This window comes from Pseudomonas sp. MWU12-2345, from assembly GCF_023242385.1.
GTDB classification, from domain to species: Bacteria; Pseudomonadota; Gammaproteobacteria; order Pseudomonadales; family Pseudomonadaceae; genus Aquipseudomonas; species Aquipseudomonas gingeri_D.
The window spans coordinates 14,340-29,753 of the sequence record NZ_JALLJA010000011.1 but is presented as its reverse complement, the minus strand read 5'-3'; the positions used below and the strand labels follow the sequence as shown (position 1 = coordinate 29,753).

General features: G+C 62.3%; 14 protein-coding genes. 6 read left to right on the top strand and 8 right to left on the bottom strand.

What is annotated here, in order from left to right:
* Positions 1-80: 80 nt before the first annotated feature.
* Entirely contained in the window at positions 81-431 is a 351-nt protein-coding gene (locus M5C71_RS20825) for an NADH:ubiquinone oxidoreductase (RefSeq protein ID WP_248768694.1), read from the bottom strand.
* A 34-nt stretch (positions 432-465) separates the two neighbouring features.
* Here M5C71_RS20825 and M5C71_RS20820 point away from each other — a divergent pair, with 34 nt between their 5' ends.
* Positions 466-1,446: a CobW family GTP-binding protein gene (locus M5C71_RS20820; RefSeq protein WP_248768635.1), complete on the top strand. Its 981-nt coding sequence runs from the start codon at positions 466-468 to the stop codon at positions 1,444-1,446.
* Between the two features lie 55 nt (positions 1,447-1,501).
* Here the strand turns inward: M5C71_RS20820 and M5C71_RS20815 are convergent, their stop codons facing one another.
* Complete coding sequence (locus M5C71_RS20815) at positions 1,502-1,906, bottom strand: DUF3301 domain-containing protein (RefSeq protein ID WP_100939862.1); 405 nt, start codon at positions 1,904-1,906, stop codon at positions 1,502-1,504.
* A gap of 114 nt (positions 1,907-2,020) precedes the next feature.
* Between M5C71_RS20815 and pdxY the strand changes: the two genes are divergently transcribed.
* Positions 2,021-2,893 carry a pyridoxal kinase PdxY gene (gene pdxY / locus M5C71_RS20810; protein WP_103497128.1) on the top strand — a complete coding sequence of 291 codons (873 nt, stop codon included), beginning with the start codon at positions 2,021-2,023 and terminating at the stop codon, positions 2,891-2,893.
* Positions 2,894-2,910: 17 nt separating this feature from the next.
* Here the strand turns inward: pdxY and M5C71_RS20805 are convergent, their stop codons facing one another.
* On the bottom strand, positions 2,911-3,402 hold the full coding sequence (locus M5C71_RS20805) for an acyl-CoA thioesterase (RefSeq protein ID WP_100939860.1): 492 nt from the start codon (positions 3,400-3,402) through the stop codon (positions 2,911-2,913).
* A 278-nt stretch (positions 3,403-3,680) separates the two neighbouring features.
* Here M5C71_RS20805 and M5C71_RS20800 point away from each other — a divergent pair, with 278 nt between their 5' ends.
* A complete protein-coding gene (locus M5C71_RS20800; RefSeq protein ID WP_103497127.1) occupies positions 3,681-5,444 on the top strand; it encodes a cation:proton antiporter in 1,764 nt (587 codons plus the stop codon).
* 145 nt (positions 5,445-5,589) lie between these two features.
* Here M5C71_RS20800 and M5C71_RS20795 read toward each other — a convergent pair whose 3' ends face one another.
* The 4 genes from M5C71_RS20795 to uvrD all read right to left on the bottom strand — a co-directional run bounded on the left by M5C71_RS20795 (position 5,590) and on the right by uvrD (position 9,922).
* Positions 5,590-5,997, bottom strand: a complete 408-nt coding sequence (locus M5C71_RS20795; protein WP_103498480.1) for an SMI1/KNR4 family protein — start codon at positions 5,995-5,997, stop codon at positions 5,590-5,592.
* Positions 5,998-6,134: 137 nt separating this feature from the next.
* A complete protein-coding gene (locus tag M5C71_RS20790) occupies positions 6,135-7,004 on the bottom strand; it encodes a Tim44 domain-containing protein (protein ID WP_103498479.1) in 870 nt (289 codons plus the stop codon).
* 191 nt (positions 7,005-7,195) lie between these two features.
* Entirely contained in the window at positions 7,196-7,636 is a 441-nt protein-coding gene (locus tag M5C71_RS20785) for an EamA family transporter (RefSeq protein ID WP_152736610.1), read from the bottom strand.
* Positions 7,637-7,738: 102 nt separating this feature from the next.
* Positions 7,739-9,922, bottom strand: coding sequence for a DNA helicase II (gene uvrD, locus M5C71_RS20780; RefSeq protein WP_103498477.1), 2,184 nt, complete (start codon positions 9,920-9,922; stop codon positions 7,739-7,741).
* A gap of 275 nt (positions 9,923-10,197) precedes the next feature.
* Between uvrD and M5C71_RS20775 the strand changes: the two genes are divergently transcribed.
* The 3 genes from M5C71_RS20775 (at position 10,198) to M5C71_RS20765 (ending at position 14,362) form a co-directional block, all read left to right on the top strand.
* Complete coding sequence (locus M5C71_RS20775) at positions 10,198-13,065, top strand: GGDEF domain-containing phosphodiesterase (protein WP_248768634.1); 2,868 nt, start codon at positions 10,198-10,200, stop codon at positions 13,063-13,065.
* Positions 13,066-13,209: 144 nt separating this feature from the next.
* Positions 13,210-14,076 carry a transcriptional regulator HexR gene (gene hexR / locus M5C71_RS20770; protein ID WP_040071809.1) on the top strand — a complete coding sequence of 289 codons (867 nt, stop codon included), beginning with the start codon at positions 13,210-13,212 and terminating at the stop codon, positions 14,074-14,076.
* Between the two features lie 94 nt (positions 14,077-14,170).
* A complete protein-coding gene (locus tag M5C71_RS20765) occupies positions 14,171-14,362 on the top strand; it encodes a hypothetical protein (protein WP_083875491.1) in 192 nt (63 codons plus the stop codon).
* Here M5C71_RS20765 and M5C71_RS20760 read toward each other — a convergent pair.
* Positions 14,304-15,266: a LysR family transcriptional regulator gene (locus M5C71_RS20760; protein WP_103498475.1), complete on the bottom strand. Its 963-nt coding sequence runs from the start codon at positions 15,264-15,266 to the stop codon at positions 14,304-14,306. The genes M5C71_RS20765 and M5C71_RS20760 overlap by 59 nt on opposite strands.
* Positions 15,267-15,414 lie beyond the last annotated feature (148 nt).

Genomic DNA, 15,414 nt, shown 5'->3' with positions numbered 1-15,414 from the left:
GGGCCAGTGAATCCAGCGTTGAATTCAAGGATGCTATCGCCAGCAAGCCGGCTCCTACAGGGGATATGTGGCGGTCTTGATTACGGGGTTTTCCACTGTCCGCCGCTCTGGCCTTCACAGAACGGCTTGAGGTAGGCGGCATCGCTTGCCACGCCGTAATAGTGGATATTCTGCCGATAAGGCATATTGGCCACTTGCGCGTTGCCGCACACGCCGAAGGAACCGCCCGGGCACTGTTCGACGTACTCGACCTCGACCTTCTGCCCTGGCAGGTTCGGTTGGCAGAAGCCGTCGCTGAACAGCTTGGCCGGGATATTGACGTTTTCCTGGCAGACTTTGACGTCCAGCCGCTGCCCATGGCTATGCACCACGCAGGCCTGGGCCAGCACCTGGCCCGAGCCGAACAGCAACGCCAGGCAGATCAGGCGCATCATTCTTTCATCTCTTTCAGACCATCGGCCCTCTATGTTGCAGAACATTCCCACCCATGTCATCGCCGGTCCGTTGGGCGCGGGCAAGACCAGCCTGATTCGGCAACTGCTGGCACAAAAGCCGGAAGGCGAGCGCTGGGCGGTGCTGATCAACGAGTTCGGTCAGATCGGCCTGGACGCCGCACTGCTGACCCAAGGCGACGATGGTATCGCACTGGGGGAAGTGGCAGGCGGCTGCGTCTGCTGCGTCAACGGCGCGCCGTTCCAGGTTGGATTGACCCGACTGTTGCGCAAGGCACGACCGGATCGGTTGTTGATCGAGCCCTCCGGGTTGGGGCATCCGGTGCAGATTCTCAGGCAACTGACCGAGGCGCCCTGGCTGGGCGTCCTGGCGTTGCAACCTTGCGTGCTGGTGCTGGACGCCCGGGCCCTGGCGGCGGGCAAGCCGTTGCCGGACTCCCAGCAGGAAGCGCTGGAGTTGGCGGGGTTACGGGTGTTGAACAAGTCCGAAGGATTGGACGAGGTTGAACGGCAGCGGGTGCTGGCCCGCTTGCCTGAAGGACCCGTGCACTGGACGGAGCAGGGCGTGTTGGGGTTGGCCGAGTTGCTCGCCCTGGATAACGGTCATCGCGAGCAGGCTCATACCTACGCTGATATCGCGCCCTCCGCAGGCGCACCGGTCAATGCCCCACTGGCGGCGATCTGGACCGACCCGGCCCAACCGATCTGCCTGGATCATGCCCAGGACGGCAACTGGAGCATCGGCTGGCGCTGGCACCCGAGCCAGCGCTTCGATACGGAAAAGCTCCAGCGCTGGTTGTCCGGGCTGGATTGGTTGCGGGCCAAACTGGTTATCCACAGCCCGGACGGCTGGGTTTCCGCCAACGCTGTGGATAACTCGGCAGTGCAGTGGCAGCCCAGCGAGTGGCGGCGGGATTCGCGTATTGAGCTGATTTTCGCTGAAAAGCAGGAGATCGAGTCGTTAAAGGCGGGAATGGTGCATTGTCGTTTGTAGGGCGAGCGGCATTGCATCTTGCATCGCACTCACTGGCAAACCACCGCCGGGCCGTTCAACGACGCAAATTGTTATGGTCCTTGGCGTGATCCTGGCGCCATTGGCTCAATTCGATCACTTCGGCGCTGCGTACTTCCGGTTTGGCTTCGAACGGGTAGGGCGCCAGCTCGATATGGGCGCTGTGGGCGCCGAATTGGGTGATGGTCCCGGCGTGACGCTGCTCACCGGTGACGGTGAACTCGAAATTATAGATCCGCGCCAGACGCCGCCGACCATGGGCGTCACGGACAAAACCGATGCGCTTGAGGGCGACGGCGCCATCGAGCAGCTCGATGTCGAGCTTGGCGCAGTGCTGCTTGACCCGCTCCAGCGCCCGCTCGCGCAGGCCATGGTTGTGCCAGAGCCAGGCAGCGCCGGTCGCCAGCAACATCAGCACGAACATATTTCCGAGGGTCAGCATGAACGCCACTCCAACAAAGTCAGCTCAGCTTAACTGGCTCCCCGGCCTGTCGTACAGGCTCCGTTTAGTCGCATACTCAGCGGCTTGAATCCATTGGCCTTTCTGGAATACGGAATGAAACGCACTCCCCATTTGCTCGCCATTCAATCCCACGTGGTTTTCGGCCATGCCGGCAACAGTGCGGCGGTTTTCCCCATGCAGCGCGTCGGGGTCAATGTCTGGCCGCTGAACACCGTGCAGTTCTCCAACCACACCCAATACGGGCAGTGGGCGGGCGAAGTGCTGGCGCCGCAGCGGATTTCCGAGCTGGTCGAGGGGATCGCCGCCATCGGTGAACTGGGTAACTGCGATGCCGTGTTGTCCGGCTACCTTGGCAGTGCGGCCCAGGGCCGGGCGATCCTCGCCGGTGTGGCGCGGATCAAGGCGATCAACCCCAATGCCCTGTATCTCTGCGACCCGGTGATGGGCCATCCGGAGAAAGGCTGCAGCGTGCCGACCGAGGTCAGTGATTTCCTGCTGGAAGAAGCGGCGGCCATGGCCGATTTCCTCTGCCCCAATCAGCTTGAGCTCGATAGCTTCTGCGGGCGTACGCCGAGCTCCCTGTTCGATTGCCTGGCCATGGCCCGCAGCCTGCTGGCGCGGGGACCGAAGGCGGTGCTGGTCAAGCACCTGGCCTATCCGGGCAAGCTGGCCGACAGTTTCGAGATGCTCCTGGTCACTGCCGAGGGCAGCTGGCACCTGCGACGGCCCTTGCTGGCCTTCCCGAAGCAGCCGGTGGGCGTCGGCGACCTGACCTCGGGGCTGTTCCTGGCGCGGGTGCTGCTGGGCGACAGCCTGGTGGCGGCGTTCGAGTTCGCCGCTTCGGCGGTGCATGAGGTGTTGCTGGAAACCCAGGCCTGCGCCAGCTACGAGCTGGAGCTGGTGCGGGCCCAGGACCGCATCGTGCATCCGCGGGTGCGGTTCGAGGCGGAGTCGATCAGCCTGTAGGCCCTGTCTTCAGGGTTTCAGTCGCCTTCACCGTCGGCCTTGATTTCCTGGTAGCGCTTTTCCAGCTCCTGGCGAATCTGCCGACGCTGTTGCGCCTGCACGTAGCGACGCTTGTCCTCGCTGCTTTGCGGCTGCAACGGCGGCACGGCGGCCGGCTTGCGCTGGTCGTCGACCGCGACCATGGTGAAGAAGCAGCTATTGGTGTGGCGCACCGAACGCTCGCGGATATTCTCCGTCACCACCTTGATGCCCACCTCCATGGAGGTGTTGCCGGTGTAGTTGACCGAGGCCAGGAAGGTCACCAGTTCGCCGACATGGATCGGCTCGCGGAAAATCACCTGGTCCACCGACAGGGTCACCACATAACGCCCGGCATAACGGCTGGCGCAGGCGTAAGCCACTTCATCCAGGTACTTGAGCAAGGTGCCGCCGTGGACATTGCCAGAAAAGTTGGCCATGTCCGGGGTCATCAAAACAGTCATCGACAGCTGGGCATTTCCGGGTTCCATAGCACGCTCACGGTTGGGTAGGCAGGGATTGGCTCAGGCACCTCTACGGGCGCTTCCTTCATTTTCACAGACACTCGATAACGGGACGCCGTTGATGGGGGCATCGTCACGCTTCAAGGGATCTGTTTCTACATATTGCACCGGCTTTTTGTCGGAAGTCGCGGTGTTAACCTTCAGAAAGCCATGCCATAGAAAGTTCTCACACCAGGAACGGTGATTGCTGACGGCTCAAAAGGCTGTCCCATGGCCGCTTTCCCAACAGCAAGGAGCGCCACGTCATGCATGCCATCAGCTTTATCCAGGACCTGGCCGTGATCATGCTGGTGGCCGGTGTGGTGACCATCCTCTTCCACCGTTTCAAGCAACCGGTGGTGCTCGGCTATATCGTCGCCGGCTTTATCATCGGGCCGCACACGCCACCGTTCGGCCTGATCCACGACGAAGACACCATCAAGACCCTGGCCGAGCTGGGGGTGATTTTCCTGATGTTCTGCCTGGGCCTGGAGTTCAGCCTGGGCAAGCTGTTCAAGGTCGGGGCCACGGCGTTTATCGCGGCGTTCCTGGAAATCGTGCTGATGATCTGGATCGGCTACGAAATCGGCCGCTGGTTCGACTGGAACACCATGGATTCGCTGTTCCTCGGCGCGATCCTGGCGATTTCCTCGACCACCATCATCGTCAAGGCGCTCAACGACCTGAAGATGAAGAACCAGCGCTTCGCCCAGCTGATCTTCGGCGTACTGATCGTCGAGGACATCCTCGGCATCGGCATCATCGCCTTGCTGTCGAGCATCGCGGTCAGCGGCACCGTAAGCTCGGGCGAGGTGTTCTCCACCGTGGGCAAGCTGTCGCTGTTCATGATCGTCGCCCTGGTGGTCGGCATCCTGCTGGTGCCGCGGCTGTTGGCTTACGTCGCCCGCTTCGAAAGCAACGAGATGCTGCTGATCACCGTGCTCGGCCTGTGTTTCGGTTTCTGCCTGTTGGTGGTCAAGCTGGAATACAGCATGGTCCTGGGGGCGTTCCTGATTGGCGCGATCATGGCCGAGTCCCGTCAGTTGCTGAAAATCGAACGCCTGATCGAGCCGGTTCGCGACCTGTTCAGCGCGATCTTCTTCGTTGCCATCGGCTTGATGATCGATCCGGCGATCCTCCTCGATTACGCCTGGCCGATTGCCGTGATCACCGTCGCGGTGGTGCTGGGCAAGATGCTCTCCTGCGGGCTGGGGGCGTTTATTGCCGGCAATGATGGCCGTACGTCGCTGCGGGTCGGGATGGGGCTGTCGCAGATCGGCGAGTTCTCTTTCATTATCGCGGCGCTGGGGATGACCTTGCAGGTCACCAGTGACTTTCTCTATCCGGTCGCGGTGGCGGTCTCGGTGATCACCACGCTGCTCACGCCCTATCTGATCCGCGCCGCGGACCCACTGTCGCTCAAGCTGGCGGCGGTGATGCCGCGACGCCTGGCACGGGTGTTCAGCCTCTACGGTGAATGGTTGCGCAGCATCCAGCCCCAGGGCGAGGGCGCGCTGCTGGCATCGATGATCCGGCGGATTCTGTTGCAGGTGGGGGTCAACCTGGCGCTGGTGATGGCGATCTTCTTTGCCGGGGGCTTCTTCGCGGCGCCGATTGCCGATTATCTGGCCGACTGGATCAATGAGCCGAGTTGGCACAACGGCCTGATCTGGGGTGGGGCGCTGCTGTTGTCGCTACCCTTCCTGATTGCGGCGTACCGCAAGCTCAAGGCGCTGTCGATGCTGCTGGCGGAGATGGGCGTGAAAGCCGAGGTGGCGGGACGGCACACCCAGCGGGTCAGAAGGGTGATCGCCGAGGTGATTCCGCTGCTGTCGCTGCTGGTGATTTTCCTGCTGCTGTCGGCGCTGTCGGCGAGCATTCTGCCCACCAGCGAGTTGCTGGTGCTGATCGCGGTGGTTGCGGCGGCGGTCGCGGCGGTGTTGTGGCGCTGGTTTGTGCGTGTGCATACGCGGATGCAGGTCGCCTTGCTGGAGACCCTGGAGCACAAGAGCGATTCGGCGGGGCACTGAGGTTCAGGCGCCGAACCCTTGTAGGAGCAGGGCTTGCCCGCGAAGGGGCCCTTGAGGCCGCCAAAAGCTTCGCGGGCAAGCCCTGCTCCTACAGGTCCGAGTCAACCCAAGGTAGCGTGATTGGAGCAGCAACGGACAGGGTCAATCAGCTTTCCAGCCACACATCCCGCGCCCAGTGCCATACCGATTCCCAGGACTCTTCGGTGATCAGCTCTTCTTCGCCGGACCACAGCACCACGGTGCCGTCTTCCTCGACGCAGTAGTAGTTGTCACCGTCCTGGCAGATCGGGATCAGGTCCCGTGGCACACCAGAATCCCAGGCATTGGCGGCTACATCGGGCAGGTAGGTGTGCGACTGCGGATCAGTCACCGTCACCGGTTCCAGGCTGCCAAACACCACGTCACTGACGGTCAGCAGGAATTCCTTGAAAACGAAGGGGATGTTGATGAACAACTCCTCTTCGACTTCGACCAACTGATCCTCGTCGGGCAACTCCAAAGGCACCGGTACGGGTTCGTTGGCTTCACGCAATTGTTCAATGACTTCTTCCACGGCCTCAATCCTCTTGCTTTATGGCGCGGTTCGTATCACGGGTCTTATACAGTAGCTTGCAAAAAGTACAATTGTGAAATGCAAAACCCCGGACGAGTCCGGGGTTTTTGTAGCTTTTTTCAACCGCGAGCCGTGGATCAGCCGTTCTGGCGGATACCGGCCACCAGCCAAGGCTGGTTGTCGCCTTGTGGACGCTCCATGTTCCAGCTTTCGCTGAAGGCTTCGCCCTGGTCGAAGCGCGAGTTCTTCGACACGCCGCTGAAGGTGAGGGTGGCGATGGTCTTGTCGGCGCGATCGTCCAGGCCGTCCAGCTGCACATGCAGGTTTTCGATATAGGTAGACTGGAAACCGTCGCCTTCGTTCGCCCGTTCCTGTTTCAGGAACTGCAGCATCTGCGGGGTGACGAATTCGGCGATCTTGTCCATCTCGTTGGCATCCCAGTGCTGCTGCAGCGCCTGGAAGTGGCTGCGGGCGGCTTCCAGGAAGCGCTCTTCGTTGAACCAGGCCGGTGCGTTGATCACGCGGCGTGGGGCGACGGGGGCGGAACCACCGAAGATCGCGTTCTGCGGCTGAGCCGGTTGCTCGAACACTTCACGCTGGAACGGCGCGCCGGCCGGGGCCATGTGCTCCTGCTGCTTGCGTCGACGGGCGGCAATGAAGCGGAAGATCACGAAAGCGATGACCGCCATGATCAGGATGTCGAAGAACTGCATGCCCTGGAAGCCGCCGCCCATGAACATGGAGGCGAGCAGGCCACCGGCGGCGATGCCGGCCAGAGGGCCGAGCCAGCGCGAAGCACCGCCGGCTTTGGCAGCAGCGCCCGCGGCACCGGCAGCACCGGCGGTTGCGGCAGCAGCGCCGGCACCCGCGGCTGGGGCCATTTGGCTGGTTTGATGGCTGGGCGCCGAACCCATGCTTTTGCCACCGCCGAAGCGCTTGGCGTTCGCGTCGAGGCTCATCGTCAGACCGATGCAGAGCGCCAAGACGATACTGAGAAAACGTTGCATAAGGGTATTCCCGTTTGTGGAGTGCACGCGCGCCATACTGCACAGGTGAAATGTTACTGGCTAGCGCGAGAGTGTTTCCGGCTTTTGCCTGATCCTCTCATGCCCCACCTGAAGGTTTCATGAAAGGCCATTGCGCCGATACCGTTTGTTTCGTAAGGCGAGTCGATAAGCGTTGTGTGAAATGCCCCCGACTAACGTCGGAAAGCCAGCATGACCACGCCGGCGGTAATCAGGCCGATACCGCCCCATTGACGCAGGTCGAGCTTCTCGCCCAGCAGCAGCACGCTGATGACGGCGACGAACACCACGCTGAGCTTGTCCACCGGGGCCACCAGCGAGGCCGGGCCGACCTTCAGCGCGCGGAAGTAACACAACCACGAGGCACCGGTCGCCAGGCCCGACAACAGCAGGAACAGATAGCTCTTGGCGGAAATCGAACTCAATGACTGATATTGGCCCGTTGCGTACAAAATCAAGGCCAGGCTGACCAATACCACGATGGTTCGCAGCAGGGTGGCGAAGTCCGAATTGACGTTGTCGATGCCGATCTTGGCGAAGATCGCCGTCAGGGCGGCGAAAGTCGCCGACAGCAGGGCCCAGAATGTCCACGAAGAAAAAAAGCCTGAACCCATGGTTATCGCGACCTCGGTTGAGTAATTAGACCGGCATGGCGTGCTGTCGAGGTGGGCGGACAGCGTTTCCACACTGGGTGCGGAAACGCTTGAAGGTCGTGATCAGACCGCTTCCAGCTTGGCGTAGCCGAGCATCAGCCACTTGCTGCCTTCGCTGAAGTTCACCTGGACCCGGGCCTGGGCGCCGGCGCCTTCGAAGTTGAGGATCACGCCGTCGCCGAAGATGCTGTGGCGTACGGTCTGGCCGAGGCTGAAACCGGTGTCCGGGATGTCGCTGCCACCGAACAGGCTGCTGCCGGCCTGGGCCTGGGCGCCGCCGAACGGTCGGCTGACGCTGTTGGACAGGCGCACTTCCTGGATCAGACCTTTCGGCACTTCGCGCACGAAACGCGAGACCTTGTTGTAGGTCTCGCTGCCGTACAGGCGTCGGGTTTCGGCATAGGTCAGCACCAGGTTCTGCATCGCCCGGGTGATGCCGACGTAGGCAAGCCGGCGTTCCTCCTCAAGGCGGCCGGGTTCTTCCAGGCTCATCTTGTGGGGGAACAGGCCTTCTTCCATGCCCACCAGGAACACGTAGGGGAATTCCAGGCCCTTGGCGCTGTGCAGGGTCATCAACTGAATGCTGTCTTCGTGCTCGTCGGCCTGGGTGTCGCCGGCTTCCAGCGACGCGTGGCCGAGGAAGGCGGCCAGCGGCGTGAGCTCGGCGTCTTCTTCGGCGGCCTCGAAGTTGCGGGCGGCGCTGACCAGTTCCTCAAGGTTTTCCACCCGGGCCTGGCCTTTCTCGCCCTTTTCCGCTTCGTGGTAGGCGATCAGCCCGGACTGCTCGATGACCACTTGGGTCATCAGGTGCAGCGGCATTTCCCGGGTTTTCGCCGCGAGGTCCTCGATCAGCTCGACAAACACCCCCAGGGCACCGGCGGCCCGTCCGGCCAGGCCCTTGTTGGCGACCAGCTGGCGCATGGCTTCCCACATCGACAGCTCGCTGTGGCGGGCGTGTTCGCGGATGGCCTCGACGGTTTTCTCGCCGATCCCACGGGCCGGGACGTTGATCACCCGCTCCAGCGCCGCGTCGTTGCCACGCCCTTCCAGCAGCCTCAGGTAGGCCATGGCGTTCTTGATTTCAGCCCGTTCGAAGAAGCGCTGGCCACCATAGATGCGGTACGGAATACGTTCGCGCAGCAAGGCTTCTTCGAGCACCCGGGATTGGGCGTTGGAGCGGTAGAGAATGGCGATATCGCTGCGGGCCAGGCCGGTTTTCAGGGCGCTTTCGATGGTTTCCACCACGTAGCGCGCTTCGTCGTGCTCGTTGAAGGCGGCGTAGAGGTTGATCGCCTCGCCGTCGCCGCCATCGGTCCACAGTTCTTTGCCCAGACGCCCGGTGTTATGGGCGATCAGGGCGTTGGCGGCCTTGAGGATGCCGGCCGTGGAGCGGTAGTTCTGCTCCAGGCGGATGGTCACGGCGTCCGCGAAGTCGGCGGAATACTGGTGGATATTCTCGATTTTCGCGCCGCGCCAGCCGTAGATCGACTGGTCGTCGTCGCCGACCACCATCAGGCTGTCGCCGCCCTGGGCCAACAAACGCAGCCAGGCGTACTGCACGGCGTTGGTGTCCTGGAATTCGTCCACCAGGATGTGCCGGAAGCGCTTCTGGTAGTGCGCCAGCAGGCCCGGATGGTCGCGCCACAGGTCCAGGGCGCGCAGCAGCAGCTCGGAGAAGTCGATGACCCCGGCGCGGGCACAGGCGGCCTCATAGGCTTCATAGATGCTGCGCATGGTCGCCAGGAACAGGTCGCCACTGGCCTGGATATGCTGTGGGCGCAGGCCCTCGTCCTTCTGGCCGTTGATAAACCACTGGGCCTGGCGGGCGGGCCAGCGCTGTTCGTCGAGGCCGAGGTCGCGGATCACCCGCTTGACCAGTCGTTGCTGGTCGTCGCTGTCGAGGATCTGGAAGGTCTGGCTCAGGCCGGCTTCCTGCCAGTGCGCCCGCAACAGGCGGTGTGCCAGGCCGTGGAAGGTGCCGACCCACATGCCGGCCGGGCTGATGCCCAGCAACTGCTCGATGCGATGACGCATCTCGGCAGCGGCCTTGTTGGTGAAGGTCACCGACAGGATCGAATGGGACGAGGCATTTTCGACCTGGATCAACCAGGCGATACGGTGCACCAGCACCCGGGTTTTACCCGAGCCGGCACCGGCCAGGACCAACTGACGGCCAACGGGGGCGGCTACGGCCTGGCGTTGGGCATCGTTGAGGGAGTTCAGCAGAAAGGAGAGATCATCGCGCATCGACGCATTCTAGGGTGCCGGGCCTGGGCGGGCAAACCCTAATGCTGAGCGGCGGCTCTTATACCGGGGCACGCCCCGCGACAGATAAAAAAAACGGCTGTGACGACCGGTCAGTCATCGGCTACAGGCGGCAGTGTGTCTTGCTCTGGGCCTCGGTAAGGGGTCTGGCCACCGATCAATTCATTACATTTTATGACCTGAGGCAGTTTGGTCCTGCCGGATGCTTGTGTATGCTCCTGCCACGTTTATGGCTAACCATTATAAGAATACTGCCCATGACCCAGAGCTTTGACGCGCTGAGCCCCTCGATGGAGGCTGGGCGGGTTATCCGCAAGCAATTCGCCACTGAGCTGACAGTCGAGCGTACGCGCCTGCTGTACCAGGGGTCGTTGCTGCCGACTTTATTCATGTTGTTGAACGGTCTGGTCTGCGCCTGGTTGCTCTGGAGCCCGCAGCGCTACCTGCTGGTCAGCGTCTGGCTGGTGTGGTTGATGGCCCTGGTGGCCTTGCGCGTGATCCAGGTGGCGGCGTTCGACTCGGCGATGCCCAGCCGCCAGGCCCAGCCAATCTGGCGCCGTACCTTCCTGTTGGGCTCGGCGGTCAGCGGCCTGACCCTGGCCTGCGCCGGCATCGCCCTGGTGCCCACCGACAGTTTTCTCGAGCAGGCCTGGGTCTTCGGCCTGATCGGCGCAGCGACCCTCTCCGCCAGCGTGGCCTACGCCGTGAGCATCCCGGCGTTCCTGACCTTTACCTTGCCCTGCCTGTTGCCGGCCATCGTCTATCTGTTCTGGGGCGGGACCGAGGAACAACAAGGCTGGGCCTGGCTCGGGCTGATCCTGCTGGTGTCGCTGAGCGTGGTGGCCTTGCAGGTCAATCGGCTGATCCGCCGCGGCCTGTTGCGGCGTTTCCAGAACCAGGCGCTGATCGAGAGCCTGCAACAGGCGCACACCCGCAGCGAACAACTCAATCTTGAACTGGCGCGGGAAATCGATCAGCGTCGTCGTGCCGAACAGGAACTGCGCGACGCCCAGGTCGGCCTGGAAAGCCGGGTGGTCCAGCGCAGCCTGGAGCTGGATGTGGCGAACAAGGCCCTGAGCAAAAGCGAAACGCGCCTGGCCCTGGCGTTGCAGGCCAGCGCCCTCGGGCTGTGGGACTGGAACCTGCAGACCGATGAAGTGCATCACACCCAGATCAAGGAGCTGTTCGGCCTCGACCCGGAATACGTGACCGCCGTGCTCAGCCACCTCAAGCCGCGCCTGCACCCCGAGGACGTGCCGGCGCTCAAGCGTGCGCTGGTGGAGCACCTGAAGGGGCGCAGCGAGGATTACCTGATCGAGTACCGGGTACGGCATGGCGATGGTCACTGGGTCTGGATCGAAGACCGCGGTCGCGCGGTCGAGCACACCGCCAGCGGTCGAGTGTTGCGCATGGTCGGCACCCGTCGCGATATCAGTGCGCACAAGGAGCAGGAAGCCCAGCGCCAATTGGCCGCGACGGTGTTCGAGGCGGCCAGCGAAGGTATTGTGATTTTCGACCCCAATTACGTCCTGCTGGCGATCAACCAGGCCTTCAGCCGGGTAACCGGTTACCTGCTCGAGGACATGCTCGGGCGCAATGTGGTCGACCTGCCGGGCAGTCGTGATGCCCGGCGTCACTATTCGACCATCCGCCAGGCCCTGGAACAGCACGGCAGCTGGCAGGGCGAACTGGTGGAGGCGCGCAAGAACGGCGAGCTGTACCCGCAATGGCTGCAACTGAATGTGGTGCGCGATACCCGGGGCAATGTCAGCCATATCGTCGGCTTCTTCGCCGATCTGTCGGCTCGCCGCGAATCCGAAGAGCGCATGCGCTACCTGACCCACTACGACGAACTGACGGGGCTGGCGAATCGTTCGTTGTTTCGCGAGCGTCTGTACGAGGCTCACCAGCAAGTGCGCCAGGGTGGCCGCAGCCTGGCGTTGCTGCACATCAATCTGGACCGTTTCAAATTGCTCAACGACAGCCTCGGCCATGAAATCGCCGACCAGTTGCTGCAGCAGATGGCCCGGCGCCTGGTCAACGCCTTGCCTGAAGCCAACACCATTGCCCGTTTGTCCGGGGATGAGTTCGCGGTGCTGTTCGATGCCTACGGCAACCTCTCCAGCCTGGCCCGGGTGGCGACGCGCCTGCTCGGCAAGTTGCGGGTGCCGGTGACTATCGACGAGCATGAGCTGGTGGTCAGCGCGTCCATGGGCATCAGCCTGTTGCCGGATAATGCCCGGGAAATACCGGTGCTGCTCAGCCAGTCAAACATCGCCATGCAACATGCCAAGCACCTGGGCGGGAACAACTTCCAGTTCTACACCGAGAGCCTGCAGGCCAGCACCCTGGAGCGCTTGCAGCTGGAGAACCAGCTGCGCAAGGCCATCGAAGAGCGGCAATTGCGCGTCTTCTACCAACCCAAGCTGTGCCTGGCCACCGGGCGGATGAACGCCGCCGAGGCGCTGGTGCGTTGGGAGCATCCGACCCTGGGCCAGGTGCCGCCGGCGGACTTTATCGGCCTGGCCGAGGAAACCGGGTTGATCGGGCCGATCGGTGAGTTCGTCTTGCGCCAGGCCTGCTGGCAGGCGTGCGAATGGCTGCGCGAGGGGCTGGCGCCGATCCGGGTGTCGGTAAACCTGTCGGTGCATCAGTTGCGCCAGGGCAAGCTGGTCAGCCTGGTGCGCCAGGTGCTGGAGGAAACCGGCCTGGCCCCGGAACTGCTGGAGCTTGAGCTGACCGAAAGCCAGCTGCTCGACAGCGTCGAACATATCATCGCCACCTTCCAGCAACTGCGCGACCTGGGGGTGAAACTGGCCATCGATGACTTCGGCACCGGCTATTCGTCCTTGAGTTACCTCAAGCGCTTCCCGGTGGACTACGTGAAGATCGACCAGAGCTTTATTCGCGGCCTGGGGGACGGCAGTGAAGATGCGGCGATCACCCGGGCGATCATCGCCATGGCCCACAGCCTGGAACTGAAGGTGGTGGCCGAGGGTGTGGAAAACCAGGAGCAACTGGATTTCCTCAAGGCCCAGGGCTGCGATGAAGTGCAGGGCTATCTGATCAGCCGGCCGGTGGCGGCGCAGGAATTGATGCGACTGCTACGCCATGGCTTTCCCTAGGCGTCGAGAGTGGCTACATGCTCCCCGCACTACGCTAGCGGGGAGGCGGGTTACGTAATGGAGCGGGCAATTCGCGAATTCTTGTAGTATAACTACAAGACTGCTACATCCCAGGCGTTCGCCCATAACAATGAGTCCAGACCTTTGAATCTGTTGCAACACATCGCCCAGTCTCGCAACCTGCTGCGCAAGTCGGAGCTCAAGGTCGCCGATCACGTCCTGCTCGATCCAGCGGCGGTGATGCACAGTTCCATGGCTGACCTGGCCCACAGCGTGGGCATCAGCGAACCGACCATTGTGCGTTTCTGCCGGGCCATCGGTTGCTCGGGTTTCCAGGACCTGAAACTGAAGCTGGCCCAGAGCCTGGCGGCCGGCGCCAGCTTCGGGCAGTTCGCGATTCACGAAGACGATTCGGTGGCGGACTACAGCCTGAAGATCTTCGACACCACCCTGCACACCCTGATGGACGTGCGCGAAAAGCTCGATCCGGCCGCGTTGCAACGTGCCGTGACCGCCATGTCGGCGGCGCAGCGGGTGGAGTTCTATGGTTTCGGCGCTTCCGGTGCGGTGGCGGCGGATGCCCAGCACAAGTTTTTCCGGTTGCTGCTGACGGCGGCGGCGTATTCCGACCCGCATATGCAGGCGATGTCGGCGGTGACCCTCAAGCCTACCGACGTGGCGATCTGCATTTCCCAGTCGGGCCGTTCCAAGGACCTGCTGATCACCGCCAACCTGGTGCGTGAAAGCGGCGCGACCCTGATCACCCTGTGCCCGAGCCAGACCCCGCTGGCCGAGCTGTCGACGGTGAACCTGGCCATCGACGTGCACGAAGACACCGAGATCTATACCCCGCTGACCTCGCGTATCGCCCACCTGGTGGTGATCGACGTGCTGGCCATGGGCGTGGCCATGGCCCGTGGGCCGAGCCTGGTCAACCACCTCAAGAGCGTCAAACGCAGCTTGCGCAGCCTGCGCCTGTCGCCCAAGTCGGTGAAGGCCCTCGACGACTGACCGATGATTTCATCAGTCTGTCACCCACCTGCCGCCAAACCGTAACGCCGGACGTCCATCTTGAAGCTCCCGTACCCACCCTGGGAGACTCGAAATGGCCCGGCACCACGAAGAGCAAAGCAGCGTCAAAACCCGTCGGCAGCAGGAAGATCAGCGCCGCATGGAATTTCGTCGCGCAATCGAAGACCGCACCGAACTGCGCCAATTGCAACAGGAAATCGCCGCACTCAATTACTGGCAGGCAGACTCGGCATCCGACCGTCGAAGCGCTCAACCAGCCCGCTGATTTGTAACCGTTCACTGCGAATAAACCCCAGGAACGCATGGGCGACCGGTGACAGGCGTTTGTCCTTGGCCTGAACCAGGCACCAACTGCGATAGAGCGGCAGTTCTTCCACCGGCAGTTCTCGGAGCACGCCGGTCGCCAGTTCCAGGCTCAGGGCATGGCGCGTCAACAGGGCCAGGCCCAGCCCCGCCACCACACACTCGCGCTGGGCTTCGCCCGAGGTCACTTCCAGCGTCTGCGAGAAGTGCACGCGTTTCTCCTTGAAATACTCCTCGCAGGCGATCCGCGTCCCCGATCCCGCTTCGCGGATCAACAACGTATACGGCTCCAGGTCCTGCAAGCGCAGCGGGCCGCCGTGGCACAGCGGGTGATCGGGCGGCGCCACCGCGACAATCGGGTTGTTCAGGAACGGCAGGAATTCGAGCCCCATGTCCTGGGGCACCATCGACATGATCAGCAGATCGTCACGGTTGTCCGAAAGGCGCCGCAGCGCCTGCGCGCGGTTGACCACCGTCAGGTGCAGATTGACCTCGGGATGCTGGCGCTTGAACGCGGCAAACAGGTGCGGGACGAAATACTTGGCGCTGGATTCCACCGCCAGTTTCAACTGCCCTTGCAGCGAGCCCTGCATGTCCGAGAGCTGCATATCGAGGTTTTCCAGCCGACCGAAAATGTCCCGGCTGGCCCGCTGTAACGCTTCAGCCGCCTCGGTCATGTAGAGCTTTTTGCCGACGTAGTCGAATAAAGGCTGGCCGATCAGCTCTTCCAGCTGGCGAATTTGTAGGCTTACGGCCGGTTGTGTGAGAGACATTTCATCAGCTGCGCGGCTGTAGGAACGCAGATCGCAGACCTCATTAAAAATCTTGAGCTGGCGTAATGTCATACGCATCAAGGACTTACGCATTTTATAAACACTCATGAAAGCCGCGAATCGCTCAACTATAAGCTTTTACTTATGAGCGACCCAATAATTATTGATTTTGGTTTATCACTGGGTAGGTCTAGTGTGGACTGCGCGACTGGCTTGAAACATTTAGTCACGCGCCGACCCG

What these genes read in the sequence shown, in the direction of transcription:
- uvrD (WP_103498477.1), bottom strand. Translation starts at nt 9,922, where the DNA reads ATGCGCGATGATCTCTCCTTTCTGCTGAACTCCCTCAACGATGCCCAA.
- M5C71_RS20765 (WP_083875491.1), top strand. Translation starts at nt 14,171, where the DNA reads ATGGCCCGGCACCACGAAGAGCAAAGCAGCGTCAAAACCCGTCGGCAG.
- M5C71_RS20775 (WP_248768634.1), top strand. Translation starts at nt 10,198, where the DNA reads ATGACCCAGAGCTTTGACGCGCTGAGCCCCTCGATGGAGGCTGGGCGG.
- M5C71_RS20825 (WP_248768694.1), bottom strand. Translation starts at nt 431, where the DNA reads ATGCGCCTGATCTGCCTGGCGTTGCTGTTCGGCTCGGGCCAGGTGCTG.
- M5C71_RS20805 (WP_100939860.1), bottom strand. Translation starts at nt 3,402, where the DNA reads ATGGAACCCGGAAATGCCCAGCTGTCGATGACTGTTTTGATGACCCCG.
- M5C71_RS20815 (WP_100939862.1), bottom strand. Translation starts at nt 1,906, where the DNA reads ATGCTGACCCTCGGAAATATGTTCGTGCTGATGTTGCTGGCGACCGGC.
- M5C71_RS20800 (WP_103497127.1), top strand. Translation starts at nt 3,681, where the DNA reads ATGCATGCCATCAGCTTTATCCAGGACCTGGCCGTGATCATGCTGGTG.
- M5C71_RS20760 (WP_103498475.1), bottom strand. Translation starts at nt 15,266, where the DNA reads ATGCGTAAGTCCTTGATGCGTATGACATTACGCCAGCTCAAGATTTTT.
- pdxY (WP_103497128.1), top strand. Translation starts at nt 2,021, where the DNA reads ATGAAACGCACTCCCCATTTGCTCGCCATTCAATCCCACGTGGTTTTC.
- M5C71_RS20790 (WP_103498479.1), bottom strand. Translation starts at nt 7,004, where the DNA reads ATGCAACGTTTTCTCAGTATCGTCTTGGCGCTCTGCATCGGTCTGACG.
- M5C71_RS20785 (WP_152736610.1), bottom strand. Translation starts at nt 7,636, where the DNA reads ATGGGTTCAGGCTTTTTTTCTTCGTGGACATTCTGGGCCCTGCTGTCG.
- M5C71_RS20820 (WP_248768635.1), top strand. Translation starts at nt 466, where the DNA reads ATGTTGCAGAACATTCCCACCCATGTCATCGCCGGTCCGTTGGGCGCG.